This is a genomic window from Campylobacter blaseri, from assembly GCF_013201895.1.
GTDB classification, from domain to species: domain Bacteria; phylum Campylobacterota; class Campylobacteria; order Campylobacterales; family Campylobacteraceae; genus Campylobacter_B; species Campylobacter_B blaseri.
The window spans coordinates 889167-909667 of sequence record NZ_CP053841.1 but is presented as its reverse complement, the minus strand read 5'-3'; the positions used below and the strand labels follow the sequence as shown (position 1 = coordinate 909667).

Sequence of the window (20501 nt, the reverse complement as noted above, 5' to 3'; positions counted from 1 at the left end):
ATTTTTTGTTGGTGAGAGCATATTTTCTACTATGGATACAAAGATACTAAACTCTCCTTTTTTTGAGAATATGTTTTTAGGCATTGGAGGGTGGTTTGAGGGTTTAATCGGCTCAAAAGCTTATAGGATATGGATAGATATACTCTTAAAAGCCACGTGGGAAACTCTATATATGAGCATAACCGCAACTTTTTTTGCAACTTTTTTTGGACTTTTAACGGCAGTTGTTTTGGTTCTAACAAGAAAAGGTGGTCTTATGGAAAACAAACCACTTTATGCTTTTCTTGATTTAGTTGTAAATATTTTTAGAAGTTTTCCATTTATTATATTGATAATTGTACTTTTCCCATTTGTAAAGCTTATAGTTGGTACTAGTATAGGGACAGATGCCTCTATAGTTCCACTTACCATTGGAACAGCACCATTTATAGCTAGACTTATAGAAAATGCATTGATAGAAGTTGATGATGGAGTTATAGAGGCTGCTAAAAGCTATGGTGCAAGTAACTTCCAAATAATTTTTAGAATTATGCTAGTTGAGGCTATACCTGCTTTGGTAAATGTTTTAACTTTAACACTAATAGTAGTTATAGGATTTTCGGCAATGGCTGGAACTTTAGGTGGTGGCGGTCTTGGAGATGTTGCTATAAGATATGGTTTTCAAAGGTTTATGGCTGATATCATGGCCTATACTGTTATAATACTTATCGTAATGGTTCAAATATTCCAAATGATAGGAAACAATGTCTATAAAAAAGTAAAAAGGTAGGAAATTAGCCCTACCTTTTTAATAAAATTTTAAGTTTAAATCAATATAATTCTTAAATAATTCAATACAAAGGATAAAATATGATGTCAGATATGTGCGAAATGCGTTACACAAGTTAGTAAAACACTCAAAATTTCTTTTTAAGTGTTTTACTGTAAACATTTAAAAAGAAATTTTAGTTAATCTCAACATAAATACTCTCAAACTTCTTTTCTTTTTAAATTATTTACATGTTTATAGTAAAATTAGGTGCTTTAGCAAACAATATATATTTAAAAAAGGAAAAAATTTATGAAAAAAATTACAACGATATTAGCAACAATAGGTTTAACATTAAGTCTTAATGCAGCAGAAAAAATTATAGTAGGAGCAACTCCAGTTCCACATGCTGAAATTTTAGAGGTTATAAAACCAGAGCTTAAAAAGGCTGGATATGATTTGGAAATCAAAGTATTTAATGACTATGTAGTTCCAAATTTAGCAGTTAATGATGGTGAAATAGATGCAAACTATTTTCAACATATTCCATATTTAAAGGAATTTAATAAAAACAAAGGCACAAATTTAGTAGAAACGGTTGGTGTTCATTTAGAGCCAATGGGTGTGTATAGCAAAAAGATAAAAAATCTTAGCGAACTTAAAGATGGCTCAAAAGTTTCTATTCCAAACGATCCTACAAATGAAAGCAGAGCATTGGATGTTTTAGAAACTGCGGGTCTTATAAAACTTGATAAAAATGTAGTCTTAAAAACTCCACTTGATATAGTTGAAAATCCAAAAAATCTTGAATTTGTAGAGATTGAGGCTGCAACTCTTCCTAGAACTTTGGATGATGTTGAAATTTCAGTTATCAATACAAACTATGCTCTAAGTGCAGGCTTTAACCCACTAAAGGATGCTTTAGCACTTGAAAGTAAAGATAGCCCTTACACTAACATAGTTGCTGTAAAAGCTGAAAACAAAGATAGCAAGAAAATAAAAGCATTAAATGAAGCACTTCAAACTGAAGTTGTTAAAAAATTTATTTTAGAAAAATATGAAGGCTCAATACTTCCAACATTTTAATAAATTTGGCATGATTTTTCATGCCAAATTTCTAATTAAAATCATAAGAAACGGGGCAAATTTTATTTACTCCAATTGTTATAGTTCTTGTTCCACTACCTGTTGAGTAATAGCAAATTTTATACATTCCATTAGTTCTTTCACCTCTTAAAACTCCATAATCAGCAAAAACAAAACTAAATACACACTAAAAGCAAAACTATTTTTACTATACATACTCCTTTTATATTAATTTTATTAAATTTCAATTTAAACAAGTGGTAAATTTTGTTATCCGGCGTTTAAAATGGGACTAACTTGCATTTAAAATGAGACTTTTTCAAAAATCGGCTTAAGATTTCAGTCCCATTCTTAATGCAAGATGAGCTAAAATGAGACTGAAAAAATACAAAAATAAATATCGCAAACAGCCTTACTACTTTTAGACGCTAAAATTAAATACCGCAAATAAATTTATTTTTTAAACACTAAAAAATAAAAAATTACAAACAATTTTACTACTTTTATACACTAAAAAAATATAAAATTGCACTACTATTTTATATGTTTTAAATCTCTCATCAAGCCTAAAAATTCTCCTATAATTTTACACTCACAAATGTGAAATCTCACAGGTGTATAAACAGGATTGTAGCTTATTAAAACCAGTTCATCTGCTTATTTATAACACTCTTTTATTACTACACCATCAGGAGTATTAATAGCATATACATTTCCATCTTTAAAAGGCATTCCAACCGCTATCATACACAAATCACCATCACAAATGTAAGGCTCCATACTCTCACCCATGGCACTTATTATATCAATAGGATATGACTGGCTGCAATTGCTTTTTTCAAATCTATTCACTATCTTCTTATCCATAATAACCTCTTCATACTCTTCATCATCGTTCCAAGCACCACCGCCCAAAGAAGCCTTAACATCAAACATTCTAAGCACTTTATATCTCTTATCTTCATCGCCAAGCTCTTGGTTGTAAAAGAAAAGATTGATTGATATATCTTTTTTAGATAAGAAGTCCATTACTTCTTTATATGGCACTTTGTTTCTAAATTTCATTTGTGCAAAAGTATTAGCATTAATACCTAGTGCATTTGCTACATCTATATCTTTAGTATTCTTTCCCTCACTTGCTAAAATGTCTTTTATTTTTTCGATAACCTCATTCATATCCATGATAAATCCTTTACAATTTATAAAGAAATTTAGCATATTTTTAAAAAAATGGATAAAATATTATAAAATGTAATGTTTTTAAAGAGCCATTAAAGACCCTTTAAAAAGCATTTAAAAGTTCATTATTAAAAGCTCTTTGCTTCGCTTAGCTACTCTAGCATTAACACTATATCTTATACTTAATTCTTTAAAATTAAAGCCTTTGTATAGCTCTCTTACCACCTCACAATCATTGTAGCTAAGTATAAATTTACCTTTTATTTCTTTTAAAAGATTGGCTAAAAGTTCGTGGTCTTTTATTGTAAAACCATTAACCATTTTATAGTAATTTTCAGTTCCAACATATGGCGGATCTAGATAAAACAAAGTCTCATCACTATCATACTCTTTAATTAACTTTTCATAGCTTAAATTTTCAATCAAGGCTCGTTTTAGTCTTTTTGAGTGTGCTATAAAACTTCTATATATATTCTTTCCAGCTCGGCTTTTGCCCATAGCAAAGTTATCTCCTTTGCTTCCAAAACTGGTGGATATTAGATAGTAATACAGTGCAGCTCTTTCTATATTGCTCCTAGGTTTAATTCTACCATTTTTAATATCATAAAAAAGCTCTCTACTTCTAAACATTGTCCTAAGCACCATTTCGATACTTTGTGGACGAGTTCTTATAACTTTATGCAGATTAATTAAATCACCATTTATATCATTAACTACCTCTATCTTAGACGGCTCTTTTTGGTAAAAAACAGACATTGCACCACCAAATACTTCAACATATCTAGTATGCTCTGGCATTAAAGGTATTATCTCTTTTGCTAAGGTTGATTTGCCACCAACCCAGCCAAACGGAGCTTTTAAAGCAGTTTTCTTGAGAAAATATGAATTTTCTCCTTACAAAATAAAATTTTTTGCTACTTTATTTTGCAAAAGGCTATAATTTTAGTGCTACTTTATTAGTAATGGGCTGTTTTCAGCCCTCAAACTCAACACTAATAGTGTATGTAGTATTATTTAATGTATGTGTTACGCTTTTAATTGAAAACTCAACATCTTCATAATTAGCAACGCCAATTAGTTTTAGTTTTCCACCAGCTTTAACCTCTTTTCCATCACACTCAAGTGAGCCGTTAATTCCGCCACGTTGTAGTTCATTTAACTTACTTTCGCCGATTTTAAAAGCCTCAGCATCACTCTTTGGTGCTGCAATTCTCATCTTATAAGCATTGTTTCCACTTCCAACTTTAATGCTTTTAGTCTTTCCACTCTCACTATCTTGCCACTCCAAAATAGTGGCATTATAGACATTTCTATTTGCACTACTAATTCTTAGAGTGTGGCACTCACTAAGTCTAATTTCGTTTTTTGGTAAAGCTTTATTTTTTGGAGTTACTTTGCTTCCAAGCTCATCACTTCTTGCATCCTTGCTTGTTACTATAATAGCTCCATTTTTAACAGCCATTAAGTAATTAAGTTCAAAGCATAATCCATATAAAAAATCTAAATCACTTAAATTATCCTGGAGTTTTGAGCTTACATTAAAATCATCTCCAGCTATCTTGACGCTAAGAGAATTCTCGTCTGCTATCTTTTTAACTATGGTAAAAAGCGTTGTATCTTGCCAGGTTCTACTTTTTTTAACTTTGATAGGACTTGCAAAATTAACTGCAGTTGCTCTTACTTCGGTCGTATTTGCAGTGTAGTCTGTTTCGGTAGTTTGAACACTAAATTTACCACACTTAAAAAGTTCATCGCCATATCCAAGCCAAAGCTCCAAGCTATCGCCAAAGAATGGCTTTTGATAAATTCCATTAACTCTAAAACTTATCTCATCGCTCTCACTGCCTTCTTTATCTTCAAAGCTAAGCTCTATTAGCTCTTTTTTAATAGTTTTGGTTATATCTTTACCTTTTGCAATTAATTTAAAATTTGGCACTCTTACCATAGGCTTTTTAGCTCCTTTATCTCTTCTTTTTCTTTTATTTCAGGTAAGATTACTCTATCTCCAGCTTTTAGCTTAACCCCAAGTTTTGCATTTATTTCAAGCACCAACTCAAAGTGCTTTAAACCTCCATAGTGGCGATAAACAATGCTATCAAGCCTTTCGTTTTCTTTTGCTTTATATATCATAATCCCTCTTTAGTGTTAAATTAAAAGTTTGAGTAAAAAAATGCCCATCTTTGGTAAAAATGGCTCTATTTTCACTTATTTTTTCAATGACAAATCTGCCAAAGTATTCTCCGTTACCACTTACAAGCGGATAGCTTAGTCCTAAGCTGGCTAAATCGTATAATGGTTTTAAAGCACTGTTGCCATGCTTTGCAAATGGCAATGTTTTACAATTTAGAGTTATGTTTTGCTTACCTAAATTTGCTCTAAAAAGTGATGGATAGTTAGCAACTCTTTCATTTTCGCTAAGTCCAAACTCGCTTTCTAAGCCCATATTATTTATCATTTGCCAACTAAACTCATATCCTCCAAGAACCAAAACCATATTAATCCCTTATACTTCTATTTCTTGCATTTCTATTTTGTCTATCAAGTTCATACATCACAACTTTCTTAAGTGCTTCAACATCAACATTTGGGTTAATATCTCCAAAGTTAAAGTTATAAGCTGGTGCGGTTTGTCTATTATCAAAGCTTTGAGATATTAGATTGTTATTGCTATCCTTTTGTTCATCACTTCCAAATCCTAAAAAGCTCATAGCACCATCAAGCATACCGCTTGCACCTTCTTTTATACTAGTGCCAACGCCTTTAATGCTATCAAGTGCCTTACTTCCAAGCCCTGTAACACTTAGAGTAGTTTTGCTAACCCAGCCAAATTTATCTTCAAACCATTTAAATAGTGGCTCAAAAAGTTTTTTAATGGCTTCAACTGGATCTGCAAATATAAGACTTATAAAATCCCCAAAGGCTTTAAAGGTAAGCTTCCAACCCTCAATTAATGGTTTAAAAAATATGCTTAGTTTTTCCCAAACTATCTTAATAGCATTTATTACAGGCTCAAAGACAGGTTTTATCCACTCTAAAAAACGAATTAAATAAACTTTTACTTTATCCCAATTCATTATTACATATGTCGCAACCCCGCCAATCACAGCAAGCACTAAGCCTATAGGGTTAGCAGCAATTGCAACACTCAAAGCCCTTATACCAAGAGCTACAACTCTAAAAACCTTTGAAACTCCAGCCATAGCTATACTTAAAAGCTTTGTAGCTTTGGTAAAGATTGTAGTTGTAAATGTGGCTATTTTTTGAGTAATTAAGAGCCTTCTTGTTAGCAAAATTGAACTTTTTATTACAATTTTTAGCTTTAAAAATGCACCATTTAACAAAAAAACAGAAGTTTTAAAGTATAAACAAACAATTTTAGCAGCTAAAATTGCAGGCTTTAATATCAAAAATCCAAAAATTGAAAAACTTAGTGCTTTTGTTAACCCTGGAACTGAATTTAACAAATCAACCACTTTTGATACAAAAGTTGCTAAGCCCTTTGCGGATGTTGCAAGAGCTGGTAAAAAAGATGATCCAATATTTATACCAATTTCTTTAATTGAATTTTTAAATAATTCTAATGCATTTGCTGTTGTGTCACTTTTATTTTTGAATTCTTCTTCCATAGAATTTAAATAATCTTTTTCATTTGCCGTATCTTTTAGTGCTTTTTTATAAGTATCAAGACCATTAACCAAAAGTGCTATATCTCCACTAAAGCCATCACCAAAAATATCAGTTAAAACTGAGAGCTGTTCCTCTTTTGGTATGTTTTTTACCTTCTCTAAAAAGCTAATTATCATCTTTTGTGGATCTGTTTTCATTCCAATTTTGACATAATTTGTATCAAGCCCAAGCTTTGATAGTGCATCAGTTGTTTTTGTGTCTTCTTTTATATTTCCAAGGCGTTTCATTAGTGTATCCGCACTAGTTGCTGCTAATTCTGGAGTTTTACCAAGAGATATAAAAGAACTTGCAAGTGCAGCAGTTTGAACGGCTGTTAAGCCAATTGTCTTACCAGTTCCGCCAATCCGTTTAAGCACGGCTACAACCTCATTTGCCTTTGAAGCAGAGTTATCGCTTAAATGGTTTATCGCATCACCTAGCTTAGTTACCTCTTTTATATTAAACTTAAATATATTCATAAGCTTACCCATACTGTCCCCAGCCTCATCAGCACTCATATCAAATGCAACACCCATTTTTGCTGCAATAGTTGTAAACTCAAGCAAATTCTCTTTTGCAATTCCTAATTGCCCACCACTTGCGGTTATTGTTGCTAACTCTTTTGCACTAAGAGGAATGGTTCTACTTAGTTCCATTATGTTTTTTCCAAAAGCATTCATTTCTACTTTGTTTTTAAAATCAACAACTTTTCTAACATCAGCCATTGACTCTTCAAAATCAATGGCCATTTTTGTAGGTATGACAAGAGTAGCACTTCTTGCAAGCATTGATGTGACACTTAAGAATTCTCCTTGTAATGCTTCTTTATTTAATTTAATTTTTGATAAAGCATTTTCATTTATTTTTAATTTTGCGAGATCTCTACTAAAGTTTTTTAAACTTCCATGGGTTTGTTTTAAATTTAGCTTAAGTTTATCAAAACAATTATCTACTTTAATTAATTCGCCAATCCCTTTTATAGCCATCCCTATGGTTATGCCAACAACTTCACTGCTCATTTTTTAAACCTTTACTATTAAATATTTTTATGCTATAATTGCCTTATGAAAAGATATAGAATATACCTTAAACATAGAGAAAAAATTTTTGAATTTATTGTTTTTTCCACCTCTTACTCTTTTTTTTGGACTATTTTAGACATGCCGCTTGATGGCTTTGTTGATGTTTTTGGAAAAGCGATTTGGACGGCTTTTTTAACACCTATCCTTATAATCCCTTTTGGGTTTGCTTTATGCATAGTTTTATATCCAATTGATTGTCTATTTAGGGCATATCTAAAAAAGCAGGGTAAAAAAGAACTCTTTAACCATCTCAAAAACTCCTAACCTTTAATATCTCTTGTGAAATTCTTACAAACTCACTAAAATCGCTAAGCTCTAATTCCATTATTTCACTATAAGTAAAATGCAATGTATGCCCTATGAGAGCTACAGCTTCTAAGCTGTAACCCCTGCAACTTCTAAAAAACTATTAAGCCCTTTTTGTAAAGCCATATAATCTTTTAGCCCCATATCTTCTATTTCATTCTCTTTCATATTAGTTGTAGCTGCTATCATAGCTACTGCTTGTGCAACCTCACCATCTTTTAAGTTTGCATTTTTTAAAACTCTAACAGTTGGTTCAAACATCTCAACAGTTCTATCACTTAACTCTATTTTTATACTTTTCATTTTATTCTCCTTTTTAATCACTTTTTTAAAAGCTTTTGAGTGAAACAATTTATCCCAAATGAACGAAAAGCTCACCACCTCTTACCCTTTCTTGTTATAAACTTAGAGTGAAACAATTTATCCCAAATGAACGAAAAGTTTATAACACTTACTCTTCTAAAATACTTCTAACTTTTGACATATAGTCCACGCCACCAACAATGCATATCATATTATCAACATCATAAACGATTAATGGTTTCCCATCAATAGTTAAGCTCATAAAATGCACACTTGCTTTTAGGGTTGTTTCAAACTCAGCCCCAGCTTCATAATCTCCATGCTCAATTGATTTAAAGTCTCCTGTTATTGCAAGAGCTAACTCCTGTTTTTCTTTTCCACTTTGGTGGATTGAACCTTTTATTAAAAGTGGAATTTTATTTGTTAAGTTATTTAGCCCAAACCCAGCATAAAGGTTAAAATCAACTACGCTAAGTGGAATTTCAACCTCCATAGGTTTAAACACACCAGCACTATACTCTGTTGTTAGTGCTCCTTTTGCTTGGGTTACCTCTTGTTCTAATGTTGGTATTTTAAACTTTTTTGTAACGCCTAGATAGCCTTTTCCATTAATAAACACATTTGCTTCTTGCAATACCATTGGTGCAATTCTCATTTTTTCTCCTTTTATTACTTTTTACTTTACAGACAAATAAGTCTGCCACTTTCCTTTTTATTCACTTTTTTTATAAGCTTAGAGTGAAACAATTTATCCCAAATGGAAAAAATCTTTGATTTTAGGCTCCATTTGTGGATAACTCTTGTTGAACGAAAAGCTTATAACACTATCCCTTGTTGAATGAAAAAGCTTATAACACTGCTCTTATTTATTCAACTTATCCATTAAGACAGAACCATAACTATCAACATAGATAAAATCTAGTGTTAATTGTTTAACTATCGGATCGTTTTGCATTCTAATATCAAGATAAAACTTACCTGCAGTTATATTTGCTAAAGTATTTCTAGCACTCCAACTTAGCTCAAATCCAAGCAAAACATTTGCACCAACAAACGCCCTCAACATCTCTTCAATGCTTCTTTTTGCATGATAAAGTGTGCTTGCTCTTTTATCAATTGCAAAGAATACCCCTTTTTGACCAGCCTCGCTAATTCGGTCAAATGTTCTAACTCTTGCTAAATCTTGCCAAATGGTGTCCCCATCAGTTGTCTCTCCACCCCAAGTTCTAAAACCCTGTTCATTTATAATAGTTGAAATTCCAGCACTTCTAAGCAAATCAGCAGAGCAAGCTCCCTCTCCGGGCTCAAAGTCTATTGGATACTGTGTTCCGCTAATTCCAAGCATTACACGATTAGAATAGCTATCGCTAAAACCATACTCCCAAGCTCCATCAACTGCAGCTATCATTCCTGCAATTCTTGCAGACTGAGGTGCAAAGACATAATCTTTTGTTTTTTTATCCCAAATTTTCACATGCGGCCACGCAGCAATCACTCTTTTTGTGCCAAACTCACTCATCTTTTGTTTAGCCTCGCTTACATCATTTGCATCTAAATCAACAATTGCTGTTGCTTTTAGCTTTGTAGCCATTTTTTCAAGCTCACTTTTTACCGCGTCCTCTCCGCTATATTCAGGGGCAATTAATAAATTTGGTCTATATCCAAATTTACTTTTTGCAAATTTAAACTCTTCAGTTGCATTAATTACTTTTGTAATGTTCTCATTATCATCACTAGCTTTTTCAAAAACACTCAAAATTATAGGTGTCTCAACTGCCTGGTCATTGATTGCTTCAACCGCTCTTAAAACTGAACCATCAACACTCTCTTCGCTTAATTTTGATAAAGCCTCTGTTGTATTTACAAAAAAATGAACTCCTTCATCTAAGTTTAAAGCATCACCTACAATCCCAATCGGCGTTAAGCTTTCAACTTTAATTGGTCTTGCCGCTTCTGCAGCAATTGTTACATTTACACCATAGTTTGCTACTGCCATTATTTACTCCTTTTATCTTTTAAACTCTTTTTAGATTTTTCATCAACTATTTTTATATCTTTTATCTTTTTTTCAGGTTCATTTGAACCTATACTTATACTCTTTTTACTCATTAATCTCTCCTTTTAATTCTAATCCCTCAGGGGTTAAAAGTGGTGTTGTATCAAGCTCTACACCATCAACTACCCACTTACCGTCAACTTGTGTTGCACCCTCAGGTGCTCTAACTTCAATTTCTATATCAACTATTTGCGGATCCTTTCCATCTTTAAAATCAATACCTAAGCTTGAGTGTTGAACTCCGATTTTGTGACTATCAATTGCGTATAAAAACTTAACATCAATGCCTCTTGGTATATTTTCACTTTGTAAAGAGGTTCCATCTTTTAGTTTAAAAGTTACAAGCAAAGGGGCAGCACTCTTTCTAATCGTTTGAGAGTGGATGATATTTGCATTGCTTATTTCAACATTATAAAACTCTTTTTTGTTTGGTAAAATAGTCCTTTTGCCAGCATTAATAAACAATTCTAAAGCACCAAAAGAAAAAGGCAGGCTAGGCAAATAAAAGTGAAGTTCATCTTCATTAACCCCTCCTTTATATAGTTTATAAAGCTCAGGATATTCATCCTTTAAAACAGCTCCATCATCAAGTAGTAAAAAGGTTTCATTTTTTAAAAGACCATGTCCAAAAACTATATTTCCAACAAAATTAAGACGCTGTTTATTTAGGCTATCTATCTCTTTTTTAAAGCCATCAACTTTTGTATAAACACCATTTAAAAGCTCTATATCAACCTTATTAGCAAGCTCATCTTTTCTTGCATAAAGGCTTAAATCTATCGTTTCATTTAGCCTGTCCCAGCCCTTGCCGTCCCAAACATAGTTAGCACCACTTGCCTCTACATTATATGTATCTCCAATCTCCCTATCACTTATCTTATTTAAATCACTTGCATTTAAAACACTTCCTTTGTATCTAAAAACAGATGATATTTTTCTATTAATCTCATCTTTTAGCTCTTCAACTTTTGCCTCAAGGGTGCTAAGTTGTTCTAAATTAACTGCATCATTTGCAAGTTTAGCGCTATCAATATTGCTTAAAACCCTTTTAATGCTTTCATTTCCAAAACTAACCTCAAACTCTCTTGTAGCTTTGCTATCTTTTCCAATAGCAACCGAGCTTAGCTCACTAGTGTTAGCATTTGCTCCAAAAACAACACAATCATTAGCACTAGTTTTAGCGTTATCTCCTATAATGATTGAGTTTATAAAAACCGCCATTTTTACTCCTTGTAATTAAATCTAAACTCGTGAAAAGGCAAATTTATAGCCTCTAAATGGTAAAAAGCATTCAAACTTTGTTTTTTGTAATGCACAGCCCTTGCATTTGTAGTTGTAAAACAGACTAAATTTGCAAACTCTTCATTTAAAAACTTATTGCTAGTTTTTAAAAAAAACTCATTAATATTAAAAACATAGTGTCCATCTTCTTTAACTCCTTTGCTTTTATGAACTATATACTCGCCAATATGGCTCATCTTAACTCTTTGCTCATCTCCATAAACAACACTTGTATTATTTAAAAACATAATAAATAGGCTATTTTCATCGCTATCATTAAGCCCCATATATTCATACTCAACTAAAATTTCAAGCTTATCACTTTTAAAAAGATTTATATTTAACTGCTTTCTTAACTTCGTAGTTGAAAAAAGTGGTATTAGCTCATTATCATTTATTCTTAGCTTAATAGCTCCATTTTTATATAGAGTTTTTAACTTTTCATCTCTTTGAATAATTGCATTTAAAGAGTTTTTAACCTCTATCATTTCAGGGTTAAATCTCATAGGTCTTGCCACTTTTTCATCTAAATAGACATTAGGTTGCATTTGATTTATATAGGCATCTCTTGCTCTAATGCTAGCTACTTTATCAGCTTTAAATCTCTTTGGTTGTGCTTTATAAAGGGCTAGTTGAAGTTTACAAGTATAGCTTTTTGATGATTTTCTATCCATTCTCTCAACAGGACAACCCATATTACAAATGTGAAAATAATCGCACTCCATACAATCACTATGAATAGCTTTATTACTAGCTTCATAATTTTTCATCTTCTCTATACCGCTTTTTGTTATCTCTAAAAAGCCTTTTTCAAAAATGTTGCCATACTTAAGTCTACCATCAGGCTGACTTCTATGGCAAGGGTAGACATCTCCACTTTTTTGATAAAGATGATTTGTAGCACCGCAGTTTATTTGGTGGGAGCAATACCCATGTGTAAACTCCTTAAACCAGTTATAATAAATTCCATCTTCAAATTTAGTGCCTTTAAATCTTTTTAATAACTTTTCATAAAAAAGAACCATCTCATCATCACTAAGTCCTGTTTTAAAGTGTGAGTTTGCGCTATCATAGATAAACATAATGTAAAACTTACCCACCATATCAAAACCCTGCTCATCTAACCACTCTAAATCATCGCAAAACTCATCAAAATGAAGTAGTGCAAATTTTCCAATAGTGCAGCTAATCTGTTGTAGATTTTTTGGGTATTTACTCAAAAGCAAAACATTTTCCCTGACCCTGTCAAGTGTGCTTTTGCCATTTTTTAAAACTCTAAATTTTTCATGGTGAGTAAAAGGAAGGTCAAAGCTTCCACTTACAAATACATTGTATTTTAAAAACAGATCTCTTAATTTATCAAAATTATATAGATTTGTTTTAATACCTATCCCATTTTCCCCATGTTTGTTTAGTGATTTTAATTGCACCTTATACTTTTGTGTGTAGTCTTGATAGGTTTGAAAAATACCTTCTAATATCTCTCTTGGCAGGGTTGTAACCTCTGCCCCGTGTAGATTTAAAGAGCTTACTAAAACCCCATCATCTGTTATTTTTTCAAGTATCTTTTTTAAAGAACTTATCACATCACCATTTTTATCTTTGTTTTCTGTAAGTTTTCCTAAATAACAATACTTGCAGCCAAAATTACAAAAACTATTTGGCACAAAAGTTAGATTTGTATGAGTAAAAAACTCTTTAGACATCATAATAGCCTTCTGGCATTTCGATACTATTTTTAGCTAAATAGTAAAGATGATATACCTCTCTTCTTTTCTCAAATTCATTTTTTAAAGCCCCTTTTGCATAAGTTTTAAGCTCTTTATATTCAGAAGCTAGGGTGCTAATAGCTCCTTCATCCCAAATAAGAGTATAAACAATATCTAAAAATGCATCATACTCATCATCTTTTCCTGCTAAAACTCTTTTTATAGCCTCAATCCTCTCATCTAAATGCTCTTTTTTCTTTATATCTTTTTTGCTCTTATTAAGCTCACTTTTTTTACCCTCAAGTCTAGTTAGTTCATTTACAAAGTTTTTAATATCATCTTTTGATAATCTTACAAATCCCATTTTTTACTCCTTATTTGGTGTTATTATTTCCATTGTTGTTATTATTTCCATTTCTCGTCTCCCAAGTTGATATTGTCTGCCAATCCCCCGTTGGAATGTTGTTTACAAGGGTTCTTTGCTGTTTTGCATTAGTTGTTATAGTGATTGTTATCATAGGTGAGTTTTTAGATTTATCTCTTTTTTTTCTTATTGTTTTGGTTCCTGTAACTATATCTCTAAACTGTGTTTTAATATCTAAATTTTCAGCCTTAATCTTTATGCTTTCGGCTGTTTTTTGGGCATTATCAGCTTTAATTTCAACATCTTTAAGCCCTTTTTTAGTAGCATAAGTGTTAGAGGCATCTACTTTTTTTAAATAAAACTCATCATTGTATTTTTTCGTCTCATAAACCTCACTTGCACTCTGTTTTGTTAAAAATGTAGTTTTAACCCACTCCCTTGTGGCTAAAACAACACTTTCATCAACCTTTAAAGTTACCTCACTAGCATTGCTTACTTCAATTACTATCTTAAAAACAATATCTTTTGCACTTCCTTCACTTAAAAGTGGCTTGTAAGTTTTTGCCATGTTTCCAATAGCAAAAAGTCTATTTTCTTTATCAAAAATGCCAACTTCGCTTACATAAAAGCCACCAACTGAACTTGGAAGAACCCCTTCAATGATTAGATATGATGGATTTTGCTCATCTTGCGTTATGGTGTTAATTTTAAATCTATGCTTTTCATTTTTTAAAGCTTTCATATCCTCACTAGGCAACCCCTCGCCATCACCAACGGCAATCTCACTTAGCTCTATTGGCACCTTTGAAACCCTTGATTTAACAATTAAATCAATGCCCTGTTTTGTTAAAATTGTGTAATAATCATTCAACTCTTACCTCCTAATTATTTGCTATAACTCTGTATTTGCTACTACTATTAATGCTATCTTTTATAACAACACTAAACTCATTCCCATCTTTTACAACTCCTTTAAACATCATTTCAAGCTTGTTGCTTCTTTCAAAACCAAAAACAAAACTATCATTTATAATTAGATTAAAATTACCACCAACCCCTTTAAGTTCTCCGCTTAAAAGCCCATTTTTATGAGCTAGGTTATAAATTTTTATAGGCATTGGATCACTTTTTAAAATTGTAGTTTTATAAATCTCTGTTTGAATTAGTGCTAAAGCGTAGTAGTTTTTAAAATGGGTGTTTAAATTTCTTAAAACAAATGGATAAATTGTAGTTATCTCTCCACTTAGGGTTGCTAATGCATTAAACTCTACACCTTTATTTTTTGATATTAAAGTTATCCCACCAAGCACACTTCTTACATTTTTATACTCTTCAATCAGACCATCAATCTTTTCATAATCCTCTTTTAAAAGACCATGTTTAGATATATCAAGCTCAACTTTAAAATGGTATGGCTTACCCTTATAATCAAACCATTCAATTACTTTACTATCTCCAAAAAATGATTTTAATGCTTTACTTAAAGAGTAAATTGTTCCTGAGTAGTAGTGAATTTCAAAAGCGTTAAATATTAGCTCTCTTGCATTTTTTTCATTAAGTCCAGCAATACTTACATCAAAACTTTTAGCTAAAATTGGAAGCAACTTTGAAGGGCATTTGTAGGCTAGAGTGTTGATAACATTAATGTTTAGTTCATCAAACCTAAGCCCAAAAAGCTCATCAAATTTCTTATCAATCTTTGCTTTATGATTTGGCAGAATATGGCTCATAAGCTAGCCTTTTTGTAATTTAAATCAACATTTATTATCTTTATAAACTCACTCTCATCAGCTGTTATATCGCCTTGTGGCAGTTTTAGTTTTGCTCTATAAACGCCATTTTGGTGAAGTGCTTTATAAATTCTACTTATGTTCAGATCTTCTCCTATTTTTAAGCTACTCGGCAAGGCTTTTTTTATAGAGCTATCAACCTCACTCATACTATCTAAGCTAACAAGCCCAACATCAGCATTTATACTAACTTCTTTAACAGTTGCGTTATATACCTCTACATTATCAGTTAAAGGACGAACCATTTCACCGCTTAAATACTCCTTAACCTCTTTAACTACAAGCTCACTCATATCAAGACTTTTAATGTAGATTTGAACAATTCCAGCCCCACCATTTCTAACACTAGCTTCAAGCACTTTTGGTGTAGCACTTAGTGTTTGATAGATATAAGCCTTCTTAGCACCTGCAGTTGAAAATCTCTCTAAACTTAAAATGGCTCTTTTTCTTAATCTCTCATCATCTTCCCTGTCAGAGCCTCCACTATATGGGCTAAGTTGCTTTGCTTTAAGTAAAAATGGCAGTGGTGTTTGGATATATTCAGTTTTAATATCGCTCTCTTTGCTTTCTAAGTTTAGTTTTGCCAAACCTTGTGCTTTTAGCTCTCCTGCAGATATAACTACATTTTCATTTAGTGTTGCGGTTAATGTGTCTCCATCACTTAAAATAGTTCCTTTTGGTATGATGGTGTCGTTGTTGCTAATTTGACTTAGGCTAAACTCAAAGTTTGCAGTTGGTTTTGCCCCACTTAGGCGGTTTATGCCATAAATAGCAACAACATTATCAAGGTCGCTACCTGTTGCGTATGGAAGTAGCATTGCTTTAACTGAACTATTTATCCTAGCTCTTAAAATTAATTCTCTATATGCTAGTGTTTCAAGCAAGGCTGAAAATCTATCACTTTCAAGTAGTTTTATCTCTTCATTGTTTAAATAGCCTATAAATAGTGTTTTTATATTGTTTAAAAGCTCATCATATTTAAGCTCTTCAATTACTTTTGGAAAAGGCAAGCTTTTTAAATCAACCATTTTTTATCCTTATCTCATCGCCATTTTTAAGTTTTATGCTAAAGTCTAAAATTCCATCTTTTAAAGAGTTTAAAATCACTCTATCAATCTTAACTCTCTTTTCCCATCGCTCAACTGCTTCAATAACATAGTAAGCTAAGTTCGCACGAAATTTATCATCTAATCTTTTATCAATTAGCTCAAAAATTCTACTTCCATACAAAGGCAGCATTACCCTTGATCCAAGTGGAGTTAGTAAAATATCTCTAATGCTCTCTTCAATGCTTACTAAATACTTCATCTATTTTTCCTTTACTTCTTTATTAAAAGCTTTTGAGTAAAACAATTTATCCCAAATGGAAAAATCTTTGATTTTAGGCTCCATTTGTGGATAACTCTTGTTGAACGAAAAGCTCACCTCTTACCCTTTTGTGTTATAAACTTTGAGTGAAACAATTTATCCCCAATGGAAAAAATCTTTGATTTTAGGCTCCATTTGTGGATAACTCTTGTTGAACGAAAAGCTTATAACACTACTACCTTGGACTGCTTACAAAACCATCTGTATCATTGTGAGAATGTCCTGTAAGGTCGCCTCTACTATCGCTTATATCACCACTTACTTTTAAATTTCCATCTATATTAAAAGTTGTAGTTTTGATATTTATGTTTTTTGGTGCTGTAATTGTTAAAGTGCTTGAGCTTGTGTTATAACTCATCTTAACCCCATCACTAAAAACAACTTCGCATTCATTGTCTTTAACTTCAAGCTTATGTTTATCATAAAACAAGCCTCTTAGAATTACTCCGCTATTTATATCACCCTCAACAGCCATAACTAAAACTTGTTCGCCAACTTTAATAGGAGACGCAGCAACTGCGTAAGAGTTAGCTAGTGGCATAAATACTTTTAAAAAGTCTGTCACCAATGAGCCAATGGCAACTCTTGCCTTATCATCTTTTACCTCTGAAATAATTCCTATCTTATTCATAATTTTCCTTTACTTCTTTATTGAAAGCTTTTGAGTAAAACAATTTATCCCAAATGGAAAAATCTTTGATTTTAGGCTCCATTTGTGGATAACTCTTGTTGAACGAAAAGCTCACCACCTCTTACCCTTTTGTGTTATAAACTTTGAGTGAAACAATTTATCCCAAATGGAAAAATCTTTGATTTTAGGCTCCATTTGTGGATAACTCTTGTTGAACGAAAAGCTCACCACCTCTTACCCTTTTGTGTTATAAACTTTGAGTGAAACAATTTATCCCAAATGGAAAAATCTTTGATTTTAGGCTCCATTTGTGGATAACTCTTGTTGAACGAAAAGCTCACCACCTCTTACCCTTTTGTGTTATAAACTTTGAGTGAAACAATTTATCCCAAATGGAAAAATCTTTGATTTTAGGCTCCATTTGTGGATAACTCTTGTTGAACGAAAAGTTTATAACACTATCCCTTTGTTGAAAAAAAGCTTTTAACATCATTTACCCACCAAATGTTCTATTTTTGTTATTTAAAAACTTAACCAAAGCCTCTTTTACAAAGATAAGCCCATCACTTCCAAGCCATGCACCAAAACCACAAAGGCTAAGACTTAGCCTTACATTTTGAAAATTAAAAAAGCTTATTTCATAAACTATATATGCTACAAAGCAACCCTCTAAAACTCTGCTTAAAAATCCATTAAAACTTTTATTTGGTAGTTTTAAAAAACTCACACTTGAGCCAATTGAGCCAACTACGACAACATAAAAAAGATAATTAAGCTCCATGCCACTGCCTAAACATATTTAAAAGTTTTGCAGGACTAAAAAAACCATTAAATAAGCCAATAGTTATAGCCCATGCAGTCATTGCTACATCTTTACTATGAAACAACCACTCATAAAATGTATATGAAAAAACACTAAGTGTAAACACAGCAAGTGCTCCAGCTAAAAGAATTAACATCTTTTTCATTTAGCCTCTCCTATGCAGTATTTAAGTCCAGCTTCACATTTTAAAAAATAAATCATTAACTCCTTTGCACTCTCAAAATTTCCATCATTTTTTGGTTTTGTTGGCATTTCATAATCACACCTAATAGGCGTTTTTACCTCTTTATAAACTAACTTTTCTTTGGTAGCACAACCATTAAAAAAAACAATCAAAACAAAGAAAATTAAAACATTTTTCATTTTTTAATCCTCATACTTGTTTGCGTTATAAAATAAAAAATCTTGATAGCTTGCAAATTTATTTATTTGGGTTTTTTTCTTTAGGGTTTTTATTTTGCAAAACTTAATATAATCATTTGCTCTATTTCCTTCTATCTCGTAATTAATAAATTCTTCAAACTCGCTTTTGTCACTTGAAAAAAAGATAAAAGGGTGGTTTATGATTGAATATAATTTTAAAAAACTAACTATACTCCAACCCTTAAAGCTATAACTAGCCACATCAGTTTGTAGATATGGTGGGTCTAAAACCAAAACAATATTTTCATTTTTATATTTTTCGTAAATATCTAAATAATCGTCTCTTAGAATTTCAATTCCAAACAAATAATCGTCTTTAACCTCTTTGTAGCCTTGCGTTACTTGATCAAAAAAAGATTTCTTAGATAGTTCTTCTATGTTTTTTGCTCTGTCGCCTGAAAACAGAAAATTTTGGCTCAAAGTGTTTACATCAACAAAAAAGCCTTTATTTTCGTAATCTTTTAATAAGCTGATAATCATCTCTTTTTTATCATCTTCAATTTTACGACCGTATTTTTTTCGTTCTCCTAAAATTTCCCGAATTTCCTTTAAAATTTGATTGGTAGTTTTAATGTTTTTTATTCTTTTTTCAAAATTGTCAAAATCGTTATAAATAACTCTTGCGTTAGGCTTAACTCTTTTTGTTACATGACTTAAAAGTCCACTACCGCCAAACAAATCAAGATAAACTGCGTCGTCTGGGAATTCTTCTAAAACTTCTACATAATCTTTTATAAATCCTCTTTTTTGTCCTTGAAATGGTAGGGGAGCTCGTTTGTAGTATTCAAAGAAACCTAGTTTTTCATCTATTTTTTTCATTGCCCAAATAGCTCCTTATATGCCTTTAACTCACTTTCACAGCTTTTATCTTTTATATAAATTTTCTTAATTTTTTCAACTTCTTTTGGCTCATTGGGTTTTTTTAAAACATCAAGTTTTAGTTCGTCTATTGCCTTATTTTGTTTATCTAAAAAGCTTTGACAAAGTGCTTTTTCATTAATTATTAAAGCATTTTCACTTTTTAATAGTTCTACTTTTTTATTTAGTAAGCCAAGTTCTAAATTCAAATAAATAATGTAAACTACAGCACTTATAACTATTGCAACTATTGTTTTTGCATCTTTTAAAAAATTAAAAAGCATTGATAATATTAATTTTAAATTCATCTCTTTTTATCTCTTTTTCAAAATTTGCAAACATATCTCTTGAATTAAAAACACCGCTATTGTTATAACTATCTCCAAATAAAATGCAACCCTCAGTGTCCTTTGGATAGTTTCCATAGTGGATTAAAATTCGCCTATCTTTTGAAACTTTTTCATTAAAAAGTACAGGTAAAAATCTGTTAAATTTGGGGCTATACTCCCAAATTGCCTTGTAGGCTCCCTCAGGTATTCTTCTATCTTGATTTGGCATAACAGTATCAGGGCCGCTTGGCTCTAGAGTGAAGCCACTCAATAAGAGTTTATTATCTTCATCAAAAAGTGAAAATGCCCCGATAGTTCCATCGTAAATTTCTTTAAATCTTTTAATCTCTAAATACACAACCATCCTTTATTTATTCCTATCTTTTGTTATAAGCTTAGAGTGAAACAATTTATCCCAAATGGAAAAAATCTTTGATTTTAGGCTCCATTTGTGGATAACTCTTGTTGAACGAAAAGTTCACCTCTTATCCTTTCTTGT

Annotated in this window: 25 protein-coding genes and 1 pseudogene; 2 read left to right on the top strand and 24 right to left on the bottom strand. The window is 31.7% G+C overall.

Going from position 1 to position 20501, the window contains the following annotated elements:
* Nucleotides 1–70: 70 nt before the first annotated feature.
* Both CBLAS_RS04785 and CBLAS_RS04780 read left to right on the top strand, forming a co-directional pair.
* The gene (locus CBLAS_RS04785) at nucleotides 71–769 is read left to right on the top strand and encodes a methionine ABC transporter permease (protein ID WP_241517639.1); all 699 of its coding nucleotides are present in this window, start codon (nucleotides 71–73) and stop codon (nucleotides 767–769) included.
* A gap of 291 nt (nucleotides 770–1060) precedes the next feature.
* Complete coding sequence (locus CBLAS_RS04780) at nucleotides 1061–1834, top strand: MetQ/NlpA family ABC transporter substrate-binding protein (protein ID WP_106872596.1); 774 nt, start codon at nucleotides 1061–1063, stop codon at nucleotides 1832–1834.
* A 657-nt stretch (nucleotides 1835–2491) separates the two neighbouring features.
* Here the strand turns inward: CBLAS_RS04780 and CBLAS_RS04775 are convergent.
* From CBLAS_RS04775 to CBLAS_RS04660, 24 genes and pseudogenes are all read right to left on the bottom strand, one after another.
* Complete coding sequence (locus CBLAS_RS04775; RefSeq protein ID WP_241517633.1) at nucleotides 2492–3016, bottom strand: S24 family peptidase; 525 nt, start codon at nucleotides 3014–3016, stop codon at nucleotides 2492–2494.
* A 111-nt stretch (nucleotides 3017–3127) separates the two neighbouring features.
* Nucleotides 3128–3883 (bottom strand): annotated as a pseudogene (locus CBLAS_RS04770) (DNA adenine methylase); the annotation flags it as partial.
* 103 nt (nucleotides 3884–3986) lie between these two features.
* Nucleotides 3987–4958, bottom strand: a complete 972-nt coding sequence (locus CBLAS_RS04765) for a phage late control D family protein (RefSeq protein ID WP_106872591.1) — start codon at nucleotides 4956–4958, stop codon at nucleotides 3987–3989.
* On the bottom strand, nucleotides 4952–5143 hold the full coding sequence (locus tag CBLAS_RS04760) for a tail protein X (protein WP_106872589.1): 192 nt from the start codon (nucleotides 5141–5143) through the stop codon (nucleotides 4952–4954). The genes CBLAS_RS04765 and CBLAS_RS04760 overlap by 7 nt, the downstream gene beginning before the upstream one ends.
* Complete coding sequence (locus CBLAS_RS04755) at nucleotides 5133–5507, bottom strand: phage tail protein (protein WP_106872587.1); 375 nt, start codon at nucleotides 5505–5507, stop codon at nucleotides 5133–5135. The genes CBLAS_RS04760 and CBLAS_RS04755 overlap by 11 nt, the downstream gene beginning before the upstream one ends.
* Before the next feature lies 1 nt (nucleotide 5508).
* Nucleotides 5509–7698, bottom strand: a complete 2190-nt coding sequence (locus CBLAS_RS04750) for a phage tail tape measure protein (RefSeq protein ID WP_106872585.1) — start codon at nucleotides 7696–7698, stop codon at nucleotides 5509–5511.
* Between the two features lie 113 nt (nucleotides 7699–7811).
* A complete protein-coding gene (locus tag CBLAS_RS04745; RefSeq protein ID WP_106872583.1) occupies nucleotides 7812–8015 on the bottom strand; it encodes a hypothetical protein in 204 nt (67 codons plus the stop codon).
* A gap of 121 nt (nucleotides 8016–8136) precedes the next feature.
* Entirely contained in the window at nucleotides 8137–8370 is a 234-nt protein-coding gene (locus CBLAS_RS04740) for a phage tail assembly protein (RefSeq protein WP_106872581.1), read from the bottom strand.
* A 148-nt stretch (nucleotides 8371–8518) separates the two neighbouring features.
* The gene (locus CBLAS_RS04735; RefSeq protein ID WP_106872580.1) at nucleotides 8519–9025 is read right to left on the bottom strand and encodes a phage major tail tube protein; all 507 of its coding nucleotides are present in this window, start codon (nucleotides 9023–9025) and stop codon (nucleotides 8519–8521) included.
* Nucleotides 9026–9232: 207 nt separating this feature from the next.
* Nucleotides 9233–10366, bottom strand: coding sequence for a phage tail sheath family protein (locus CBLAS_RS04730; RefSeq protein ID WP_106872578.1), 1134 nt, complete (start codon nucleotides 10364–10366; stop codon nucleotides 9233–9235).
* A gap of 105 nt (nucleotides 10367–10471) precedes the next feature.
* Nucleotides 10472–11647 (bottom strand): hypothetical protein, encoded by a 1176-nt coding sequence (locus CBLAS_RS04725; protein ID WP_106872575.1) that lies wholly within the window; start codon nucleotides 11645–11647, stop codon nucleotides 10472–10474.
* A gap of 2 nt (nucleotides 11648–11649) precedes the next feature.
* Nucleotides 11650–13413 (bottom strand): radical SAM protein, encoded by a 1764-nt coding sequence (locus tag CBLAS_RS04720; protein WP_157940037.1) that lies wholly within the window; start codon nucleotides 13411–13413, stop codon nucleotides 11650–11652.
* The gene (locus CBLAS_RS04715) at nucleotides 13406–13780 is read right to left on the bottom strand and encodes a hypothetical protein (protein WP_106872571.1); all 375 of its coding nucleotides are present in this window, start codon (nucleotides 13778–13780) and stop codon (nucleotides 13406–13408) included. Before CBLAS_RS04715 ends, CBLAS_RS04720 begins: the two co-directional genes overlap by 8 nt.
* Nucleotides 13781–13790: 10 nt before the next feature.
* On the bottom strand, nucleotides 13791–14651 hold the full coding sequence (locus tag CBLAS_RS04710; protein ID WP_106872568.1) for a phage tail protein: 861 nt from the start codon (nucleotides 14649–14651) through the stop codon (nucleotides 13791–13793).
* A gap of 10 nt (nucleotides 14652–14661) precedes the next feature.
* Nucleotides 14662–15510 carry a phage tail protein I gene (locus CBLAS_RS04705; RefSeq protein WP_106872566.1) on the bottom strand — a complete coding sequence of 283 codons (849 nt, stop codon included), beginning with the start codon at nucleotides 15508–15510 and terminating at the stop codon, nucleotides 14662–14664.
* Complete coding sequence (locus tag CBLAS_RS04700) at nucleotides 15507–16598, bottom strand: baseplate J/gp47 family protein (protein ID WP_106872564.1); 1092 nt, start codon at nucleotides 16596–16598, stop codon at nucleotides 15507–15509. Before CBLAS_RS04700 ends, CBLAS_RS04705 begins: the two co-directional genes overlap by 4 nt.
* Nucleotides 16591–16878: a GPW/gp25 family protein gene (locus tag CBLAS_RS04695; RefSeq protein WP_106872562.1), complete on the bottom strand. Its 288-nt coding sequence runs from the start codon at nucleotides 16876–16878 to the stop codon at nucleotides 16591–16593. The genes CBLAS_RS04700 and CBLAS_RS04695 overlap by 8 nt, the downstream gene beginning before the upstream one ends.
* A gap of 235 nt (nucleotides 16879–17113) precedes the next feature.
* Nucleotides 17114–17569: a phage baseplate assembly protein V gene (locus CBLAS_RS04690; RefSeq protein WP_106872560.1), complete on the bottom strand. Its 456-nt coding sequence runs from the start codon at nucleotides 17567–17569 to the stop codon at nucleotides 17114–17116.
* A gap of 493 nt (nucleotides 17570–18062) precedes the next feature.
* Entirely contained in the window at nucleotides 18063–18350 is a 288-nt protein-coding gene (locus CBLAS_RS04685) for a hypothetical protein (RefSeq protein WP_106872558.1), read from the bottom strand.
* Nucleotides 18340–18537: a hypothetical protein gene (locus CBLAS_RS04680; RefSeq protein ID WP_106872556.1), complete on the bottom strand. Its 198-nt coding sequence runs from the start codon at nucleotides 18535–18537 to the stop codon at nucleotides 18340–18342. The genes CBLAS_RS04685 and CBLAS_RS04680 overlap by 11 nt, the downstream gene beginning before the upstream one ends.
* On the bottom strand, nucleotides 18534–18755 hold the full coding sequence (locus CBLAS_RS04675) for a hypothetical protein (protein WP_106872554.1): 222 nt from the start codon (nucleotides 18753–18755) through the stop codon (nucleotides 18534–18536). The genes CBLAS_RS04680 and CBLAS_RS04675 overlap by 4 nt, the downstream gene beginning before the upstream one ends.
* 3 nt (nucleotides 18756–18758) lie before the next feature.
* Nucleotides 18759–19634: a DNA methyltransferase gene (locus CBLAS_RS04670; protein WP_106872552.1), complete on the bottom strand. Its 876-nt coding sequence runs from the start codon at nucleotides 19632–19634 to the stop codon at nucleotides 18759–18761.
* Complete coding sequence (locus CBLAS_RS04665) at nucleotides 19631–19981, bottom strand: hypothetical protein (RefSeq protein WP_106872549.1); 351 nt, start codon at nucleotides 19979–19981, stop codon at nucleotides 19631–19633. The genes CBLAS_RS04670 and CBLAS_RS04665 overlap by 4 nt, the downstream gene beginning before the upstream one ends.
* Entirely contained in the window at nucleotides 19947–20360 is a 414-nt protein-coding gene (locus CBLAS_RS04660; protein ID WP_172658183.1) for a DUF5675 family protein, read from the bottom strand. The genes CBLAS_RS04665 and CBLAS_RS04660 overlap by 35 nt, the downstream gene beginning before the upstream one ends.
* Nucleotides 20361–20501 lie beyond the last annotated feature (141 nt).

Bases quoted from the DNA above. Each gene is read 5' to 3' on its own strand.
- CBLAS_RS04785 (WP_241517639.1), top strand. From the start codon at position 71: ATGTTTTTAGGCATTGGAGGGTGGTTTGAGGGTTTAATCGGCTCAAAA.
- CBLAS_RS04780 (WP_106872596.1), top strand. From the start codon at position 1,061: ATGAAAAAAATTACAACGATATTAGCAACAATAGGTTTAACATTAAGT.
- CBLAS_RS04775 (WP_241517633.1), bottom strand. From the start codon at position 3,016: ATGGATATGAATGAGGTTATCGAAAAAATAAAAGACATTTTAGCAAGT.
- CBLAS_RS04765 (WP_106872591.1), bottom strand. From the start codon at position 4,958: ATGGTAAGAGTGCCAAATTTTAAATTAATTGCAAAAGGTAAAGATATA.
- CBLAS_RS04760 (WP_106872589.1), bottom strand. From the start codon at position 5,143: ATGATATATAAAGCAAAAGAAAACGAAAGGCTTGATAGCATTGTTTAT.
- CBLAS_RS04755 (WP_106872587.1), bottom strand. From the start codon at position 5,507: ATGGTTTTGGTTCTTGGAGGATATGAGTTTAGTTGGCAAATGATAAAT.
- CBLAS_RS04750 (WP_106872585.1), bottom strand. From the start codon at position 7,698: ATGAGCAGTGAAGTTGTTGGCATAACCATAGGGATGGCTATAAAAGGG.
- CBLAS_RS04740 (WP_106872581.1), bottom strand. From the start codon at position 8,370: ATGAAAAGTATAAAAATAGAGTTAAGTGATAGAACTGTTGAGATGTTT.
- CBLAS_RS04735 (WP_106872580.1), bottom strand. From the start codon at position 9,025: ATGAGAATTGCACCAATGGTATTGCAAGAAGCAAATGTGTTTATTAAT.
- CBLAS_RS04730 (WP_106872578.1), bottom strand. From the start codon at position 10,366: ATGGCAGTAGCAAACTATGGTGTAAATGTAACAATTGCTGCAGAAGCG.
- CBLAS_RS04725 (WP_106872575.1), bottom strand. From the start codon at position 11,647: ATGGCGGTTTTTATAAACTCAATCATTATAGGAGATAACGCTAAAACT.
- CBLAS_RS04720 (WP_157940037.1), bottom strand. From the start codon at position 13,413: ATGTCTAAAGAGTTTTTTACTCATACAAATCTAACTTTTGTGCCAAAT.
- CBLAS_RS04715 (WP_106872571.1), bottom strand. From the start codon at position 13,780: ATGGGATTTGTAAGATTATCAAAAGATGATATTAAAAACTTTGTAAAT.
- CBLAS_RS04705 (WP_106872566.1), bottom strand. From the start codon at position 15,510: ATGAGCCATATTCTGCCAAATCATAAAGCAAAGATTGATAAGAAATTT.
- CBLAS_RS04700 (WP_106872564.1), bottom strand. From the start codon at position 16,598: ATGGTTGATTTAAAAAGCTTGCCTTTTCCAAAAGTAATTGAAGAGCTT.
- CBLAS_RS04695 (WP_106872562.1), bottom strand. From the start codon at position 16,878: ATGAAGTATTTAGTAAGCATTGAAGAGAGCATTAGAGATATTTTACTA.
- CBLAS_RS04690 (WP_106872560.1), bottom strand. From the start codon at position 17,569: ATGAATAAGATAGGAATTATTTCAGAGGTAAAAGATGATAAGGCAAGA.
- CBLAS_RS04685 (WP_106872558.1), bottom strand. From the start codon at position 18,350: ATGGAGCTTAATTATCTTTTTTATGTTGTCGTAGTTGGCTCAATTGGC.
- CBLAS_RS04680 (WP_106872556.1), bottom strand. From the start codon at position 18,537: ATGAAAAAGATGTTAATTCTTTTAGCTGGAGCACTTGCTGTGTTTACA.
- CBLAS_RS04675 (WP_106872554.1), bottom strand. From the start codon at position 18,755: ATGAAAAATGTTTTAATTTTCTTTGTTTTGATTGTTTTTTTTAATGGT.
- CBLAS_RS04670 (WP_106872552.1), bottom strand. From the start codon at position 19,634: ATGAAAAAAATAGATGAAAAACTAGGTTTCTTTGAATACTACAAACGA.
- CBLAS_RS04665 (WP_106872549.1), bottom strand. From the start codon at position 19,981: ATGAATTTAAAATTAATATTATCAATGCTTTTTAATTTTTTAAAAGAT.